The organism is Methanofollis formosanus (assembly GCF_019633745.1).
GTDB lineage: Archaea > Halobacteriota > Methanomicrobia > Methanomicrobiales > Methanofollaceae > Methanofollis > Methanofollis formosanus.
This window is the reverse complement of sequence record NZ_CP037968.1, coordinates 2,442,281-2,457,943: the sequence shown is the minus strand read 5'-3', so window position 1 is coordinate 2,457,943 and position 15,663 is coordinate 2,442,281. Positions and strand designations below refer to the sequence as shown.

Here is a 15,663-nt window from a genome sequence, read left to right as displayed (position 1 = left end):
TTATATAGATCAATGCCCAATATATGATACTCGCTTCAACCAGACTGTGTATGCAGTCCCATACATGAGTGGAGGATAATCTATGGCAACTGATAAACCACACATGAACCTTGCTGTCATCGGGCACATCGACCACGGTAAGTCCACCACCGTCGGCCGTCTTCTGTTCGAGACAGGAGCCGTACCCGCGCACATTATTGAGACCTTCAGAAAGGAAGCCGAAGCCAAGGGCAAGGGCTCCTTCGAGTTTGCATGGGTCATGGACAGCCTGAAAGAGGAGCGCGAGCGCGGTATCACCATCGATATCGCCCACAAGCGCTTCGACACCGACAAGTTCTACTTCACCGTGGTAGACTGTCCGGGCCACCGTGACTTCATCAAGAACATGATCACCGGTGCATCCCAGGCCGACGCAGCACTGCTCGTCGTCGCCGCACCCGACGGGGTCATGGAGCAGACCAAGGAGCACGTCTTCCTTTCCAGGACCCTCGGTATCAACCAGCTCATCGTCGGTGTCAACAAGATGGACGCCGCCAACTACGATGAGAAGCGGTACAACGAGGTCAAGGAACAGCTCTCGCAGCTCCTCAAGATGGTCGGTTTCAAGCCCGACGACGTTCCGTTCATCCCGATGTCCTCCTTCGAGGGAGCAAACATCGCCGCGAAGTCCGACAAGACCCCATGGTACAACGGCCCGACGGTCCTTGAAGCCCTCAACGCTCTTAAGGAACCCGAGAAGCCGACCAACCTCCCGCTCCGTCTCCCGATCCAGGACGTCTACACCATCTCCGGTGTCGGTACCGTGCCTGTCGGTCGTGTCGAGACCGGTATCATGAAGAAGGGCGACAAGGTCTCCTTCATGCCCGGCAACGTCAACGGTGAGGTCAAGTCCGTCGAGATGCACCACGAAGAGATCCCCGAGGCACTGCCTGGCGACAACGTCGGGTTCAACGTCCGTGGTGTCGGCAAGGGCGACATCCGCCGTGGCGATGTCTGTGGTCCGGTCGACGCTCCGCCGACGGTCGTCGAGGAGTTCACCGCTCAGATCGTCGTGCTTCAGCACCCGAGCGCACTCACCGTCGGGTACACCCCGGTCTTCCACTGCCACACCGCACAGGTCGCCTGCATGTTCACCGAACTGCTCAGCAAGCTTGACCCCCGCACCGGCCAGGTCAAGGAGCAGAACCCGACCTTCCTCAAGGCCGGCGATGCAGCGATCGTCAAGATCAAACCGACCCGCCCGATGGTCCTTGAGAACGTCAAGGAGATCCCGCAGCTCGGTCGTTTCGCGGTCCGTGATATGGGCTCCACCATCGCGGCTGGCATGTGCGTTGCTGTCCAGGCCAAGCAGATGAGATAATCTGTTAATGGGTGAGGATTATGCAGAAAGCCAGAATACGCCTTTCAGGGACCGACTACGATAAAGTTGAGATGGTCTGTGACAGGATCAAGGAAATTGCAGAGAGGACAGGCGTGAATCTGGCAGGGCCTATCCCCCTCCCCACCAAGAAGCTGGTCGTTCCGATCAGAAAGAGCCCTGACGGAGAGGGTACTGCAACCTGGGATCGCTGGCAGATGCGGGTACACAAGCGCCTCATCGACATCGACGCCGACGAGCGTGCTCTCAGACAGCTGATGCGCATCCAGGTGCCCAAGGACATCGGCATCGAGATCGTGCTGGAGAGCTGATGCGTGGTGAGCGGCGGTCCGGCTCTGGGATCTGCCAAGAAAATCCATCAATTTCTCTCTTTTGAGAGAATTTTTTTTCTTATTCTGATACTTGCGGCCGTCCTGCGGTTCGCGTTTCTCGACCTCAAACTCTTCCATCATGACGAGGCGATCCACGCCTGGTTCTCATATAAACTCCTGACCGAAGGGACCTATCTCTACGATCCCTCATATCATGGTCCACTCCTGTATTATGTGACCTCAGGGATGTTCGCCCTCTTCGGAGACTCCGATCTGGTCGGGAGGCTGGTGCCCGCCCTCCTCGGCACGCTGGTCGTCGCCCTGGTCTGGCCGCTGCACCGACTCGGCTACCTCGACCGGAGGCAGACGCTGGTTGCGGCGTTCTTTCTTGCGATCTCTCCCGAGATGGTCTACTTCTCCCGCTTCCTCAGGAACGACATTTTCATCCTCTTCCTCACCTTCGTACTCCTGCTTGCCCTTCTTCTCTATTTCGAGAGAGAACAACTCCGCTGGGCGGCCCTCGCCGGACTTGCGACCGGGCTCGGCCTGGCATGCAAGGAGAACATGCCGATCGTCCTCGGGATCTTCGGGGTGTACATCCTCTACCTCCTCTGGTCGAAGAAGGTTCCCCTGCCGGCGAGATGGAAGCGCGACCTCATCGTCGGCACGCTTGTCATGGCGGGCGTCATCGTCCTCTTCTACTCCTCGTTCGGCGCCCATCCCGAACGGGTGCTCACCTGGATCCCCGACGCCGTCTCCCACTGGTGGGCGATGCACGAGCAGGAGCGGATCGGCGGACCGTTCTTCTTCTATATCCTCCTCTTCATCCTGTACGAACTCCCGATCTTCATCCTTGCCGCCGTCGGGGTCGGCCAGTTCCTCCGTGCCGGGAAGACCCAGGGAGAGAAAGACTCGATGTACCATCTGGTCAGAACCTCCCTGCAGCAGGCCGGACTCTCGGTCCCGGAGATGCGGACCTTCGACAAAAAAGAAGAATTTTTCAGGTTCTGCATCGTCTGGATGGTCCTCTCCCTCGCGGCGTACGCCTACATCGGCGAGAAGGTGCCCTGGCTCATCCTCCACCAGCTCCTCCCGATGGTCTTTGTCGCAACCTATGCGATGACGAAGAGGAAGGCCCTCATCGCCCTGGCATCGGTGCTCTTCCTGGCACCGGTCCTCTGGCATGTGGCCTATGTCCCGGCCGACGTGAACGAACCGATCGTGCAGGTCCAGAACTCCGAGGACATGCGGGAAGTGATGGCCTTCATCGACGACGCAAATGCTACCGCCATCGCCTCGGACCGCTACTGGCCGTTGCCCTGGTACTACCGGGGCGATAAAGCCGAAAAGATCAGTTATTACGGCCGAAAGATCGATGAAAGCACCTTCAGGTCTGGAAAGTTCGACGTGGTCGTCACCTCCGACGAGGACACGTACGAATCCCTGCCTGGCTTCGAGAAACGGCCCTATAACCTCAACTACTGGTTCTCGTGGTACGACAACAAGGACCGGCTGCTGGATTACTACTTCAAGAGAGACGGGAAGATGGGGAACATGCGTCTCGAGGTCTTTGTCAGGAATACAAGTGCGGTCTGAAGGGATTCACTTTTTTTACTGTGTCGGATGGGGCATAAACCCCGGGCTCAAGCATACCGGATGAAAATTTTTTGTCGCTTGATCTCTCAATCCATCGCCGCACCCGCCCCATCTCCTCGCGAGACGACAGGAACGATCGTGCGAGAGGGGGCGGCATGTTCTGATCAGCATATTTTCCCGCCCCCATGACCCCAAGGATAGATCCAGGACTGCAGAGTGCCGATCGTTTCTCAGCGGGATCACACCAATCTTCGCCGCCCCCTGGCTATCTTCTCGCGAGATAGCGAAACAGACCCGATGATGGAGGGGCGGCACCGAGGTTTGGGAAGGCGTGATGATCGACGTGCCGCCCATAGTGTAGACTCTTCGCCACCGTCTCGCGCCGGGGGGAGACCCCCCGGACCCCCCACGGATGGAAGATGGCCGAGGGGCGGCGATGAAACGGGATACTCACTGTTGCCCTGTTGCAAGGAGAGGGATCAATCCACACCCTCGAGACGCTGCTCAGGTAAATTTTCATCGCGTATGCTTGAGCGGGGGGTTCATGCCTGATTCTACACAGCCCAAAAAAGAAAAACCCTGGTGGAAGAATGTAACGAAAAAAAGGATTGAGCGATTATCCCAGCTCGTCCCACTTTCTCCGCCCACGGAGATAGACGATCCCGCCGATGATCAGGACCACCAGCACCCCGGCCCCGATATACAGGGGCAGGGAGCCGAGTTCAAGGGAGAAACCCTGGCCGACCTCTTTCTTGAGGGTATTGGCGACATCAAGCGTGCTGGTCGCCTTCTGGGCAGCCTCTTCGCCCTTGATCCTGGCCGCAGCGTAGTTCTTATCATTCATCTTGTCGTTTGCTGCAGAGAGAGACTGGGCGGCGATGTCGCGCTGGGTCTTGAGACTGACCACCCGCTGGTCGGTCTTCATGCCCGCCTCGTTCTCGAAGTATGAGATCAGACCATCGATCTCATTGATCTTCGCCTGGGCGTCATCGATATCCTTGCGTGCCCATGCCATGGAGAGTTCGGACTCGGCCGCGTCCATCGCCCCTGTCGCGGTGGTCAGGTCAGCCTGGGCCGCCGCATAGTCGGTGGTGGCACCGGCCCGGTTGAGCGCAGCCTTCGCCTCATCGTACTTCTTCTGGGCGGCGGTAGTATCGACACCCAGCTTCAGTTTCTCCTCGATTGAACTCTTGAGATTGTTCAGACGATCATTTGCGCTCTTGAGGTTCGAATCCACGTTCTGCGGGCTGATGACCGTACGCGTAAGGATGTACTCGCTGTCATCCACCAGATCGTCGTCCTCGTCGTACTGCCGGATCCTGACGATGTTCTTCTTCTGGTTGCCGGTCACCGCCGGAGCCTTCCCCTCAAGGGTCATCTCGATTTCGGCACCTGCATCCTTTTGATAGGAAAGATCCCAACCTAAGAGGCGAACATACCTGGCTGAAGAAGTCTTGGGATCACTGAAGATCTCTCGGCCATCCACCTCGAGATTATAACTCCACTTCGGATTCTCCAGTTCAGAATAGAACTCAAGACTCTCATCAGCAGGGAAGGAGTATTCGCCACTGCCATCGAAGGTCACGGTCATCGTGACGATCACCTTCTGACCGGGTGTGAGGTCGCCGGACGCAGGGTCCACGTCCGGCGCCCTGTTAAGGTCATAGTTTCCTCCATCGACGAACGATGTCGCTGCCGCTGCCTGGATACAGCAGATGGCGACGAACAGTGCAATCATCAATCCGACAATCCGCTTCATCTTTTCCTCACTCGAACAACGGGTCTACCCCGGCTTCATCAAACATCGAAACACGTTTCTCTTTTGACCTGATGACTTCTTCTTTCGTCTGCTTTGCGATCTCGAAAAGGTCACGCACCCTCGGCGCTTCCCCGATCGTCGAGAGAACGACGACCGCCGCGACATAGTTGCTGTCCACCGGATAGTCCCCGCCACGGACTTCTACACCCGCAATGTTCTCTTCGACCCAGCTCTTCGCCTTCTCGACACCTTTGCGGTCCATCTCGGAAGAGTTCCCGGCCACCAGGACGAGGGCGCGCTCCGCCGTCGAATAATCGCAGGGAAGGGTGAGCCGGCCAAGCATCGCACGCCGCACCAGTGCGATCACCTTCGCCGACTTGTCCTCGCCGGTGAGGATCTCCTCGGATGCCTCTTCTTTCTTCCCGATAGACCCACGCAGACCGCCGAAGAACCCCTTCTTCTTCTTTGTCCGCTCGCTCACCACCTCAGTGACGGCGTACCCGACGCTGGAGATCCCGCCGCCCCTCAGGGTGTTGATGACCTCAGAGGAGTCGACGACCATCTCGCCGACGCCGGCCTTCCCGACCTCGCCGGCCCGGAAAAGGACACCGAACCGACGGACGATCTCCTCGTTCAGCCGTGAATAGGCATTCTTGACACTCTCGCCCTCATTCTTCCAGGCGGAATTGTCGAAGACAAAGACGTTGTCTGCCTCGTTGACGAGCGTCGAAAGACTCCGGGCCGCGTTGTAGGTGTACAGCCTTCCTTCCTCAGGGGCCGGAAGGAGACCGACGGCGTAGACCGGTTCGCGGTAGATCCGCTTCAGGTGACGGGCAAGTACCGGCGAACCGCCCGAACCCGTACCGCCCCCCAGACCGGCGATGATGACAAAGGCGTCGATGTCATGGGTGCCCCGCGTGTCGATCGCGTTGACGATCGAGTCGATCTCGTCGGCGGCGATCCTGGCGCCGGTGACATTGTCGGTACCCACTCCATGCCCTTTCACAACGGTCTGACCGATCAGAATCCGGTCCTTCATCTCGATGTTCTTCAGTCCCATCAGGTCAGTGCGGGCGGTGTTGACGACGATACCCCTGAAGTTATTCGAGCCGGATCTTCGATCCTGCTCGATAAACATATCAACGACCTTACCACCAGCCTGACCGAACCCTATGAAAAATACCCTCATTCAGTTACACCATCCAGTCGGCTACCACAGATGCAAGGACACGAGTAGCTGGTATATAGTTAATAGTAAAGTTCTCACCAGAGTTCAAAAACTTTCTTATGCGCTTTTGATGATACACAGTATTGCAGAATATGGATATTTGTATCATCGGGGGGGGGCTCACCGGACTCGTCGCCGCCCTCTCCCTCTCAGAGACCTCAGAGGTCACCGTCCTTGAAAAAAAACCGATCCTCGGGGGTTGCATGGCGTCGTACCAGCGGGACAGGTACTGGATCGAGCAGTACTATCACCACTGCTTTGCCGGCGACCGTCACCTCTTCTCCCTCCTCGACGATCTCGGCCTCGGAGATCGTCTCGAGTGGCTCAAGGGCTCGACCGGTTATTATGTGGACGGGACGGTCCACCCGCTGACGAGTCCTATAGAGATCCTCAGGTACCCGCACCTCTCCTTCATCGACAAGGCCCGCCTCGGAGTGCTTACCCTCAGGGCAAAGGGACTCGATCTCGGTTCCCTCGACGACGTCCCGGCCGGGGAGTATATCAGGGACCACCTTGGCGACCGCGTCTACGCCTCCTTCTTCGAACCGCTGCTTCGCAGCAAGTTCGGGGACCGGCGGGATGAGGTCTCGGCTGCATGGCTCATCTCCAGGATCGCCATCCGGTCCGACCGGGGGGTCGAAGGGGAGCGGCTCGGCTACCTGAACGGCGGTTGGCACCTGCTCATCGACGGCCTTGAAGAACGGCTCCTCAGCAAAGGGTGCACCATCGAGAAAGGAACTCCGGCCGTCTCCCTGGAACACACCGGTGGAAAATGGCTGGTGAACGACCGGGCATACGACGCCGTCCTTGCCACGATCCCCCCGCAGGAGATCGGGCGGATCAGCGGGGACAAGACCTTCGCCGCCCTCCCGTACCAGGGCGCGGCCTGCATGACCATCGGGCTGGACCGGGACGTAACCGACGGGATCTACTGGCTGAATATGAAGGACACGGCGCCGTACGGTGCTGTGGTCACCCATACCAACTTCGCACCGAGAGACCGCTACAGCGAGGAAGTCGTCTATCTTGCCTCGTATTTCGCCGGAAAACCAGCGCAGGGGTTGAAAGAGCGGATGCTCGTCGACTTCTGCCGCAGGTTCTCGGTACCCGAAGGGGCAATCCACTGGAGCGAACTCGCCGTCGAATCCTTCGCCGGCCCGGTCTACACCACCGGATTCGCCCGGATCATCCCGGCCTACGAGGAGCGGGGGCTGTACCTTGCCGGGATGTTCTCGCGTCCCAACTACCCGGAACGTTCGATGGAAGGTTCGATCATTGCCGGGCTCGAGGTGGCGGAACGGATCAGAGGGGGGCCCCATGACTGAAGAAGGCGTCTCGGTCATCCTGCCGGTCTTCAACGATAAAACCGCACTCGAAGAAGCCATCCCGAAATCGGTCGCAGCGCTCACCGAGATCACCGACGCCTTCGAGGTGATCGTCGCCGAGGACGGGAGCACCGACGGGAGCGCCGAGTTCGTAGAGGCCTGCCACCGGGAAGACTCACGGGTCCGTCTCCTCCATGCCGACGAGAGACTGGGGCGCGGCAAGGCCCTGAACCGGGCGATCGCCTCGGCACGCTACAGCACGGTCTGCTACTATGACGTCGACCTCGCGACCGACCTCGCCCATCTCAAAGAACTCGTCGGGGCGATCCAGGGCGGCGCCGCCATCGCGACCGGTTCGAGGCTGCTCCCTGACTCAGAGATCGTCAGGAGCGGCGACCGCGAGATCGCAAGCCGCGGCTACAACTTCCTGGTCAGGACCGTCCTCCAGAGCCGCCTCCACGACCACCAGTGCGGCTTCAAGGCCTTCAACCGCGACCAGGCCCTCCCGCTCCTCGACAGCGTGGACGCTCCCCACTGGTTCTGGGACACCGAGGTGCTGGTCCGCGGGCAGCACGCGGGCCTCACGATCACGGAGTTCCCGGTGGTCTGGCGGCAGGGGCCAGGGACGACGGTACGGTTCAAGGACGTCTTCTCGATGGGGTCACAGATCCTCGGGCTCTGGTGGCATCTCCATGTGGCGAAGGACTAGTGCGATTGTCGTCCCGACGGTCATCGCCGTCGGGATCCTGGCGTACATGCTCTGGAGGGTCTGGGACGACCTGCTCATGACGCTCTCGCATGCCGATCCCATCTACCTGATCGTAGCCACCGGCGTCTGCGTCCTCGCATGGGTGATGCGCGGCTGGCGGTACCAGGCCATCCTCGACGGGATGGCGATCAGGACGTCGCTCTCGTTTTCCACGGCCTGCATCTTTCTCTCCCAGACCGCAAACCTCATCATCCCGGCCAGACTCGGCGACCTGGTCAGGATCTTCATCCTCAAACACGAAAGGCTGGCGACCTATTCCCAGGGCATCTCCTCGCTGGTGGTGGAGCGGGTCTTCGACGTGGTGACCATCGCCATCCTCGGCGTGGCGGCCCTCCCCTTCGTCGTGGGAACGCCGGAATGGTACCTCCCCCTCATCCTGGTCCCGATCGCGGGCGGAGTCGCCTTCGCCCTCTTCCTCTGGGTGATGGGCGAGCGGACCTCAGAGAACCGGATCCTGAGCATCGTCTTCAGGATGATCTCAGAGATCAGGGAGGCGTCCCTCCATCCCAGGGCCCTGCTCCTCCTCGGAGCTTCCTCGATCGGGATCTGGGTCGTGGACATCCTTGTCTGCGCCGTCGTCGTGCTGATGTTCGGCGAGCAGATCCCCTTCGCGGTGGTGGTGCTCGCGATCGTCGTCGGCAACCTCGTCAAGGCCGTCCCGATCACGCCCGGTGGGGTCGGGACCTACGAGTTCGCTCTTGCGACCACCTTCGAACTTGCCGGGACGGCGCCGGCCACCGCCACGGTCATCGCGGTCGTCGACCATCTCATCAAGAATGGGGTCACCCTCATCGGCGGGGTGGCGGCGCTGTACTTCTTCGGCGACTGGTCGGTCGCCCTGATGAGGCGTTCTTTCAAGGAAGGCCTTTCCAAGGAGGAACTGCGTGAGCCCTGAGGCGCAGGCCCTCATGCTCATCTCCTGGCTCCTCCTCATCAAGGCGCTGCAGCTCGCACTCTGGCCTGCCCTCAGACCGGCCTTCAAGGACTATGCCTATCCGGCGGCATACCCGGCTTCGATCCTTCTTTTCGGTCTTCTGACCTGGTATGTCGCTCTCATCGGCCTCCCGGTCCAGACCGCCCTCATCCCCTTCGCGGCCCTGGGCGGGTACGCCCTACACAGTGGCGCATACCGGCGCGACGAACTCAAGCGTGCCCTCGTCTGGGACGCCGTCTTCCTCACCTTCTTCGCCGTGCTGCTCGCGGTCAGATTCATCAGCCCGGCCATCATCTTTGCCGAGAAACCGATGGACCATGCCTTCCTCGCGTCGGCGATGCGTTTCATGGCCGTCCCCCCGCCCGACCCCTGGTTTGCCGGCGGGGCCCTCGACGTCTACTATTATCTCGGATACTGGATGATGGGGATGCTCGGGGTGACCGCCGGTGTCCCTTCGGCGGTCGCCTACAACCTGGCCCTCCCGACGGTCCTCGGTGCGGCCGCGGTCTCGGTCTATGCGATCGGTCGTCTCCTCGTCCCAAAGTTCGCGTGGCTCTCCCTCGGGATCTTTTTCATCGTCAACCCGGCCTTTTTCAGGGATCTTTTCCTTGGAGAGGCAGGCCAGCACCTTCTCTGGAACAGCAGCAGGGTCATCGATGGGACAATCAACGAGTATACCTTCTTCTCCTTCCTCTGGGGCGACCTCCACCCGCATGTGATGGACCTCTTCAACCAGGCCTTCTTCATCTTCCTGGTCGTCTTTGCCCTCACGCGCTGGGACGATATCGCACCGAAGGCCCGCTGGCTTTTCATCGGGTGCGCCGCGCTCTCCCTGGGTTCGATGCCGGGGATCAACTCCTGGGACGTCCTGCTGTATGCCCCCATCACCCTCGCCGTCGGCCTCCTCATCTGGCGGCGGGGCCGTGATCCCCGGTTTCTCCTGGCCGTCCCGCCCCTGGCGGTCGCCGTTTATGCCCCCTACTATCTCCAGCTCAACGGCGCCGGGTTCGGGGGGTTCGGCATGGTCGCGGCGCCCTCGGACCCGGTCCAGTTCCTCCTCTTCCACGGCTTCTTCCTCGCCCTCATCTATGCCTTCACCCTGGGAGACCTCAGGGAGCGGCCGTACCTCCTGGCGGTCCCGGCCGTCATCGCCCTCGCAGGCTACCCGGCGGCGGCGATCGCCGCGCTGCCCCTTGCCGTCCTTGTCGCCCGCCGGCGCCTCGCACCCGCCGACCTGCTCGTCGCCGTGGGGCTCGTCATCGTCCTCCTCTGCGAGTTCGTCTATCTCAAGGACAACATGGGCACGGACAACTACCGGATGAACACGGTCTTCAAGTGCTACTCGGTCGCCTGGCTTCTCGTCGGCACCGGCACTCTGGTCTGGACCGGGCAGTGGCTCGGCGGACGGGGATACGCCGATCGGTTCACCTCCCGGCAATGGTGGAGGCTTGGTGCCATCACGGCCGTCGCTCTGATCATCGTCCCCTTCGCCGCCCCGATCACCGGCACCGGACCGGCCTCCCTCGACGGGACCGCCTGGCTCTGGGAACAGCATTACGACGATGCCGCGGCGATCGCATGGCTCGGCCAGCAGGAGGACACCATCACCCTCGTCGAGGGGGTGGGGGAGGACTATACCTACACCGCCCGTGTCTCGGCCTACACCGGGATCCCTGCCGTGCTCGGGATGCCGTTTCACGAGCAGATGTGGCGGAGCAACTGGAGCCTCATCTCGGGACGGCAGAACGACGTCCGCACCATCTATGAGCGGCCCGGCCGGACGCTCGACCTGATGGACCGGTATGGCGCGACCCACCTCTATGTGGGCGGGCTCGAACGCGAAACCTACGCCGTCGACCTGCCGGCCGACGGACTGGTGCCGGTCTTTGCGTCTGGAGATGTCGTCATCTATCGGCGGGCGTGAAGGAAGATTTATCCGTTTCCCTGTTGAACTAGTATGGCTGTTCAATCACACCTGATGATTGATGAAGGAGAGACTACGCTCCTGAATGAGGTGAATCATGGCTAAGACATACGTAAAATTTGAAGTTCCGGAAGAAATCCAGAACAAGGCACTTGAATCGCTCGAGATCGCGCGTGACACCGGCAAGATCAAGAAGGGCTCCAACGAGGCTACCAAGTGCATCGAGCGTGGCACCGCCCAGCTCGTGCTCATCGGCGGAGACGTCGAGCCCGAGGAGATCGTCATGCACCTCGCACCGCTCTGCGAGGAGAAGCAGGTTCCGTACATCTTCATCAGCAAGCAGAACGAGATCGGCGCGGCCAGTGGCCTGAACGTCGGCTCGGCCGCCGCTGCCATCGTCAAACCTGGCAAGGCAAAGGATCTTGTGGAAGAGGTTGCGAAGCAGGTCACTGAACTGAAGGCCTGAAGGAGGGTGCTCAATGGCAGATGGAACACCCGCAGAGGTCATTGAAGTGATCGGCAGCACCGGGATGCATGGCGAGGCCATGCAGGTGAAGTGCCGGATCCTTGAGGGCAACAACAAGGGCCGGATCATCACCCGCAACACCGTCGGCCCCATCCGCGAGGGCGACGTCCTGATGCTCCTCGAGACTGAGCGCGAAGCGAAGAAACTCTCGAGGCGGTGAGAAGAATGGTCGACACCTACAAGTGCAGTTTCTGTGGCAAGGCAATGGAGCCGGGCACCGGGAAGCTCTTCGTCCGCAAGGACGGGGCGCTTTTCTACTTCTGCTCCACGAAGTGCCAGAAGAACTACAAGCTCGGGCGTGTCCCCCGTCGGGTCGCCTGGACTGAGGCCGGCCGCAAGGCCCTCGGGAAGGAGTGAACCGCGTGGAGCGGACCTTCGTGATGATCAAGCCGGACGGTGTCCAGCGGGGCATCGTCGGGGCGGTCATCTCCCGCCTTGAGGCCAAGGGCCTCAAGATGGTCGCGGCACAGTTCACCGTCCTCTCCGAGGAGAAGGTGATGGAGCACTATGCCGAGCATGTGGAGAAGCCTTTCTTCCCGTCGCTGAAGGCGTATGTCATGTCTGGCCCGGTCCTCACCATGGTCTGGGAAGGCAAGGATGCGATCGCGATCGTCAGGAGGCTCGTCGGGGCGACCAACCCGGCCGAGGCCGCACCCGGGACGATCAGGGGCGACATGGGGATGGAGACCGGCAAGAACGTCATCCATGCCTCCGACGCTCCCGAGAGCGCCGCCCGCGAGATCGGCATCCACTTCACCAAGGACGAACTCGTCGCCTACACCAGGATCGACGAGGCTGTCCTGTACGAATAAATTTCCTGAGGGCCATCTCAGGCCCATTCCATTTTTGGTCCATTGTTCGCGGACGTTTCAGTCAGGTACACCGACTGAAGGCAAGGGCCATTCCAGGGACCAAATGCTTCCCAAATTTTCGGCTTTGTAAAATTGGGTATGAGACGATATCACGCCTCAAGCATACAGGATGAAAATATCTCGTCGCTTGATCTCTCTTTTTCAAGACTGAAGAACCATGGGGGTCCTCGTTCAACCGCCGCCCCCTGGCTATCTTCGTCCGTGGGGTGCAACCCCCCGGCGCGAGATGGTGGTGAAGATTCAACGATTGAGGGCGGCCGATCAGATCGACGTGCCTTCCCACACCACCATGCCGGCGGCCCTGCCCCCGGACCCCGGGGATGAAGATAGAGCCGGGAAGGCCCAATCAATGACTATGATGAGCGTATTGCTGTCCGTCACCTATCTTCGCGCGGGGGGACGGGGGGGCGGCTAGCCCCCCGCAGAAAGAGCAATCCAGATGATTTACCATGAAAATGATCCAGAAGATCCTCTCTTCATGTTTGCATGAGAGTTTGAACTCTTCATATCACGTTGAAGCCGATACGCAGAGGATAGAAAATTTTTCTGATGGATCGGCCGCCCCCATCGACGAGATTTCCCTGCCATCTCGCGCCGGGGGATTGCACCCCCGGACCCCCCACGACGAAGATAGCCAAGGGGCGGCGATGGAACGAAGTCTCCACCAGTTCTCCTGTCTTGAAAAGAGAGAGAGCAAGTGACGAGAAATTTTCATCCCGTATGCTTGAGCCCGAGGCTCATGCCCGATTCAAAAAAGCCTTCCAGGCTTCTTTTGAAGGGGGTGCCCTCGTCAGGATTTCCTCCTCCGCTTTCCCCCAATCGCAATTCCAGATCGCCACAGAGATATTTCATGAAACAAACCAACGACCTTCGAAAGGCATTAACCCACAAAAATCCAATTGATTCCCCATGAACGGCGACCTGCTGAGTTTTGCTCTTCTGGCAATCTCGTCGGTGATCATCGTCGTCAACCCCCTTGCGGCGACGCTCCTCTACGTCTCCCTCACCGAAGGGATGGAGAGCGCAGAGCAGTGGAGCGTGGCCAGGACGGCCTGCCGGTATGCCCTGGCGGTCCTGCTCGTCTTCGGTCTGGCCGGGGGGTTGATCCTCCAGATCTTCGGGATCACCCTGGAGGCCTTCAGGATCGCCGGCGGACTGCTCCTCTTCGGGATCGGGATGGACATGGTCTATGCCAGGTCCTCGCGGGCGAAGATCTCGCCGACCGAACGGGAAGAGGGTCTGGACGCCGACGACGTCGGGGTGATGCCCCTCGCGATCCCGATGATCGCAGGGCCCGGGGCGATCACGACGGTCATCGTCCTCACCCAGGAAGCGACGTCCTACCACCCGGCAGGCGTGCTCATCACCGTCGTCGCCGTCGCCGTCACGATCGGGATCACGTACCTGATGTTCTCCAGGTCGGAGACGATCGTACGCCGGATCGGGCAGCGGGAGTACAGGGCGGTGAACCGGTTGATGGGTATGATGCTCATCGCCATCGCCGTGCAGTTCATCATCACCGGGATCAGGTCGGCATTCCCGGTCCTGACAGGGGTGGTGCCGTGAAGGTCTGCTGCGCCGGGGTCGAGACCGGGGCGACGGTGGCGGAGAGCCTCGAGCGTGCCGACCGGTGTGTTGCCGCCGCGGCCCGCGCCGGTGCCGGCCTCGTCCTCTTCCCTGAGCAGTTTGCGACCGGATGGTCGCCGGTACACCCGGTCGCCGCGCCCGCCGTCCTCCCGGCCCTCGCAAAGAGTGCGGCCGAACACGAGGTCTGGGTCGTCGGCTCCTCGATGGAAGGGGGGGAGATGCCGCAGAACACCGCCTGGGCCGTCGGGCCGGACGGCGAGGTACACGCCCGCTACGCGAAGGTCCACCTCTTCACCCCGCTGGGAGAGGAGCAGACCTGCTCGGCAGGCGACCACCCGACGATCTTCGACGCCGCTGGCGTCCGTTTCGGGCTTGCGATCTGCTATGACCTCAGGTTCCCCGAACTCTTCCTTCATTATGCGCGGTGCGGCGTCGAGTGCGTCCTTGTCCCGGCGGCCTGGCCCCCCGAGAGGCTCGCCCAGTGGGAACTCCTGGCCAGGGCACGGGCCCTCGATGCAGGATGTTATCTGGCGGGCGCGAACGCCTTCGGAGGGTCATGCATCGCCGCCCCTGACGGTACTCTGGCCAGCGAACAGAACGGAAAGATGATCTTTGGCAAAATCGACCCGGACCGGGTCGCCGGGATGCGTGCCTCGATACCGGTCGGAAAAGACCGCAGGCCCGACCTCTATGCCCGGTGGGAGGAGATGCCGTGAAAGGCGACGAACACATCAGCATCAGTCTCGCAACAGCCGCAACAGTGCTGGCCCCCCTCCTCTTCACCATCCCACCGGAATGGGCGGTCGCCGCCCTCTTTGGGGTCTTCATCGGAGCCCTCGCCCCCGACGCCGACGCCAACGACTCGGCGATCTTCCACACCCGGATGCCAGGGAAGCACCGCAGACGGGTCTACTTCCTCCCGTTCTTCGGGTACGGGATCAAGTACCTCGTCTACTACCCGATCTCGCTTCCTTTCATCCTCCTCCTCGGCGAACGCGGGATGCCCCGTCACCGCGGCGCCCTCCACTCCGGGATCGGGGTCTTCCTGATGACCCTGGTCGTGGGGTTCTATGCCTGGCTCATCGGGACGGCGGTGCTGGGGTTCCCCTGGAATGAGACTGTCCAGGCTTTCCTCTTCGGCCTCTTTGGCGGGGCGGTCTGCCACCTCCTCGAGGACTCGTGCACGAAGAGCGGGGTCGCCTGGCTCTTCCCCTTCTCTGAGCACCGGACAAGGGGACGGATCGTCACCGGCAACGACGACCGCAGACCCACGGCCTATGTCCTGGTGATGGGTGTGGGGGCGGCCGGCATCTTTGCAGCCTGCGCCATGGGCATGGTCCCGGCAGAGTTCGTTCCGTGGAGCGGGGCGGCGCTGGCCGTGGCACTCTGGGGAGTCTTTCTGATCGTCAGCCGGTTCGGGTGGTAGGGCGCCGGACAGATCGGCACCCTCGTCG

Annotated in this window: 17 protein-coding genes; 15 read left to right on the top strand and 2 right to left on the bottom strand. The window is 60.9% G+C overall.

The window, feature by feature from the left end; genetic code table 11:
• Window positions 1-82 precede the first annotated feature (82 nt).
• From tuf to E2N92_RS11315, 3 genes are read left to right on the top strand one after another with little or no spacing between them, the layout of a single operon-like run.
• Complete coding sequence (gene tuf, locus E2N92_RS11325) at window positions 83-1,360, top strand: translation elongation factor EF-1 subunit alpha (RefSeq protein ID WP_220681261.1); 1,278 nt, start codon at window positions 83-85, stop codon at window positions 1,358-1,360.
• Window positions 1,361-1,380: 20 nt separating this feature from the next.
• On the top strand, window positions 1,381-1,689 hold the full coding sequence (rpsJ, locus tag E2N92_RS11320; RefSeq protein ID WP_209628697.1) for a 30S ribosomal protein S10: 309 nt from the start codon (window positions 1,381-1,383) through the stop codon (window positions 1,687-1,689).
• A 6-nt stretch (window positions 1,690-1,695) separates the two neighbouring features.
• Entirely contained in the window at window positions 1,696-3,285 is a 1,590-nt protein-coding gene (locus E2N92_RS11315) for a flippase activity-associated protein Agl23 (protein ID WP_220681260.1), read from the top strand.
• A 616-nt stretch (window positions 3,286-3,901) separates the two neighbouring features.
• Here E2N92_RS11315 and E2N92_RS11310 read toward each other — a convergent pair.
• Together E2N92_RS11310 and E2N92_RS11305 are read right to left on the bottom strand one after the other, a co-directional pair.
• On the bottom strand, window positions 3,902-5,044 hold the full coding sequence (locus E2N92_RS11310; RefSeq protein ID WP_220681259.1) for a hypothetical protein: 1,143 nt from the start codon (window positions 5,042-5,044) through the stop codon (window positions 3,902-3,904).
• A gap of 7 nt (window positions 5,045-5,051) precedes the next feature.
• On the bottom strand, window positions 5,052-6,233 hold the full coding sequence (locus tag E2N92_RS11305; protein ID WP_220681258.1) for a tubulin/FtsZ family protein: 1,182 nt from the start codon (window positions 6,231-6,233) through the stop codon (window positions 5,052-5,054).
• A gap of 131 nt (window positions 6,234-6,364) precedes the next feature.
• Here E2N92_RS11305 and E2N92_RS11300 point away from each other — a divergent pair, with 131 nt between their 5' ends.
• From E2N92_RS11300 to E2N92_RS11245, 12 genes are all read left to right on the top strand, one after another.
• Window positions 6,365-7,597 (top strand): NAD(P)/FAD-dependent oxidoreductase, encoded by a 1,233-nt coding sequence (locus E2N92_RS11300; protein WP_220681257.1) that lies wholly within the window; start codon window positions 6,365-6,367, stop codon window positions 7,595-7,597.
• The gene (locus E2N92_RS11295; protein WP_220681256.1) at window positions 7,590-8,306 is read left to right on the top strand and encodes a glycosyltransferase; all 717 of its coding nucleotides are present in this window, start codon (window positions 7,590-7,592) and stop codon (window positions 8,304-8,306) included. Before E2N92_RS11300 ends, E2N92_RS11295 begins: the two co-directional genes overlap by 8 nt.
• A complete protein-coding gene (locus E2N92_RS11290; RefSeq protein WP_220681255.1) occupies window positions 8,290-9,261 on the top strand; it encodes a lysylphosphatidylglycerol synthase transmembrane domain-containing protein in 972 nt (323 codons plus the stop codon). Before E2N92_RS11295 ends, E2N92_RS11290 begins: the two co-directional genes overlap by 17 nt.
• Window positions 9,251-11,224 carry a DUF2298 domain-containing protein gene (locus tag E2N92_RS11285; protein ID WP_246589204.1) on the top strand — a complete coding sequence of 658 codons (1,974 nt, stop codon included), beginning with the start codon at window positions 9,251-9,253 and terminating at the stop codon, window positions 11,222-11,224. The genes E2N92_RS11290 and E2N92_RS11285 overlap by 11 nt, the downstream gene beginning before the upstream one ends.
• Window positions 11,225-11,321: 97 nt before the next feature.
• Window positions 11,322-11,690, top strand: a complete 369-nt coding sequence (rpl7ae, locus tag E2N92_RS11280) for a 50S ribosomal protein L7Ae (RefSeq protein WP_220681254.1) — start codon at window positions 11,322-11,324, stop codon at window positions 11,688-11,690.
• A 13-nt stretch (window positions 11,691-11,703) separates the two neighbouring features.
• Window positions 11,704-11,910: a 30S ribosomal protein S28e gene (locus E2N92_RS11275; protein WP_130647280.1), complete on the top strand. Its 207-nt coding sequence runs from the start codon at window positions 11,704-11,706 to the stop codon at window positions 11,908-11,910.
• A gap of 5 nt (window positions 11,911-11,915) precedes the next feature.
• Window positions 11,916-12,107, top strand: coding sequence for a 50S ribosomal protein L24e (locus E2N92_RS11270; RefSeq protein WP_220683011.1), 192 nt, complete (start codon window positions 11,916-11,918; stop codon window positions 12,105-12,107).
• A gap of 5 nt (window positions 12,108-12,112) precedes the next feature.
• Window positions 12,113-12,562 carry a nucleoside-diphosphate kinase gene (gene ndk, locus E2N92_RS11265; protein WP_220681253.1) on the top strand — a complete coding sequence of 150 codons (450 nt, stop codon included), beginning with the start codon at window positions 12,113-12,115 and terminating at the stop codon, window positions 12,560-12,562.
• A gap of 509 nt (window positions 12,563-13,071) precedes the next feature.
• Window positions 13,072-13,323: a hypothetical protein gene (locus E2N92_RS11260; RefSeq protein ID WP_220681252.1), complete on the top strand. Its 252-nt coding sequence runs from the start codon at window positions 13,072-13,074 to the stop codon at window positions 13,321-13,323.
• 208 nt (window positions 13,324-13,531) lie between these two features.
• Window positions 13,532-14,188, top strand: a complete 657-nt coding sequence (locus E2N92_RS11255; protein ID WP_220681251.1) for a MarC family protein — start codon at window positions 13,532-13,534, stop codon at window positions 14,186-14,188.
• Window positions 14,185-14,925 carry a carbon-nitrogen hydrolase family protein gene (locus E2N92_RS11250; RefSeq protein WP_220681250.1) on the top strand — a complete coding sequence of 247 codons (741 nt, stop codon included), beginning with the start codon at window positions 14,185-14,187 and terminating at the stop codon, window positions 14,923-14,925. The genes E2N92_RS11255 and E2N92_RS11250 overlap by 4 nt, the downstream gene beginning before the upstream one ends.
• Window positions 14,922-15,635: a metal-dependent hydrolase gene (locus tag E2N92_RS11245; RefSeq protein WP_220681249.1), complete on the top strand. Its 714-nt coding sequence runs from the start codon at window positions 14,922-14,924 to the stop codon at window positions 15,633-15,635. The genes E2N92_RS11250 and E2N92_RS11245 overlap by 4 nt, the downstream gene beginning before the upstream one ends.
• The last annotated feature ends 28 nt before the right edge of the window (window positions 15,636-15,663 follow it).